At 44.5% G+C, this 274-nt stretch carries 1 protein-coding gene; it reads left to right on the plus strand.

Features of this window, described 5'->3' with window-relative positions:
• Window positions 1–32 precede the first annotated feature (32 nt).
• On the plus strand, window positions 33–274 hold a 242-nt coding region (locus tag AOA59_RS27695; protein ID WP_256593135.1), incomplete at its 3' end, for an aldo/keto reductase.

Below are 274 nucleotides of genomic sequence, written 5' to 3' on the forward strand. Positions count from 1 at the left end.
ACAAGGAATCACTTAGAGCATTGGATCGAGCGATGGACGCAGGGGTAAACTTCTTTGATACTGCAGATGTGTATGGAGACGGTCATAGCGAGGAGCTTCTTGCCCAAGCTACTAAAGGCAAAGAAGATAAGATTCATATCGCCACTAAATTCTGTCGTGGTGGCGACATCCATGACCCAGATACTTACTCTGAGGAATCTGTAAGAACTTATTTAGAGAACAGTCTAAGACGTTTACAAAGAGAGCGAGTAGACCTATACCAGATCCACTGTGC

Source organism: Pseudomonas sp. 2822-15, from assembly GCF_002742515.1.
Taxonomy (GTDB): Bacteria; Pseudomonadota; Gammaproteobacteria; order Pseudomonadales; family Pseudomonadaceae; genus Aquipseudomonas; species Aquipseudomonas salomonii.